The sequence below is a fragment of the Streptomyces alkaliphilus genome (assembly GCF_014141535.1).
GTDB classification, from domain to species: Bacteria; Actinomycetota; Actinomycetes; order Streptomycetales; family Streptomycetaceae; genus Streptomyces; species Streptomyces alkaliphilus.
On sequence record NZ_VKHT01001653.1, the window covers coordinates 1 to 557 of the forward strand.

Here is a 557-nt window from a genome sequence, read left to right on the forward strand (position 1 = left end):
AGGACCTGGCGGAGCGGTGGCCGGGGCGGGAGGCGACCCGCCGGGTGTGGGTGCACACCTGCAGCCTGGACGGCCCGCACGCGCTGACCAACTACGAGCGGCGCGGTTTCCGGGTGTACGACGTCCGCCGGGAGGTGGAGCCGGTACGGCCGACGCCCGGCCCCTGGCCGGGCGCGTGAGTCCCGGCGGCGCGTGAGCCCGGGGATCCGGGCGCTCCCCGGGACGGTCCGGGCGGTGGTGAGCGGGACGGAACGGTGGCGGGAGCCGGCGGTGACCCCGGGAGTTCGAACAGACGTTCCGTCCAGTCGACCCGCCAGGGGTGACCGGGATCACGCGTCTCGAATAACGGGACGACTCTGCCCGCATAGTGGATAACGGTGGACTGCTCCGCGTCGCCGTGCCACGCTTCCGTCATGTCTCGAGCTGGAATTGCCCTGGTGAGTCGGCGCCACGTCGATCTCGGCCGAATGTCCAGCGCCATGTGTTCGGCGCGCTGAGAGTCGCAGCACCGCCGTTCCCCCCTGCCGCCCGCCTGTTCGGGCGCGCCCCTCCCGCAC

The 557-nt window shown here is 73.1% G+C and carries 1 protein-coding gene and 1 pseudogene; both read left to right on the forward strand.

What is annotated here, in order from left to right; genetic code table 11:
* A pseudogene (locus FNQ90_RS26165) lies at positions 1–179 on the forward strand (GNAT family N-acetyltransferase); the annotation flags it as partial.
* 234 nt (positions 180–413) lie between these two features.
* On the forward strand, positions 414–497 hold the full coding sequence (locus FNQ90_RS28735) for a putative leader peptide (protein WP_368733336.1): 84 nt from the start codon (positions 414–416) through the stop codon (positions 495–497).
* Positions 498–557 lie beyond the last annotated feature (60 nt).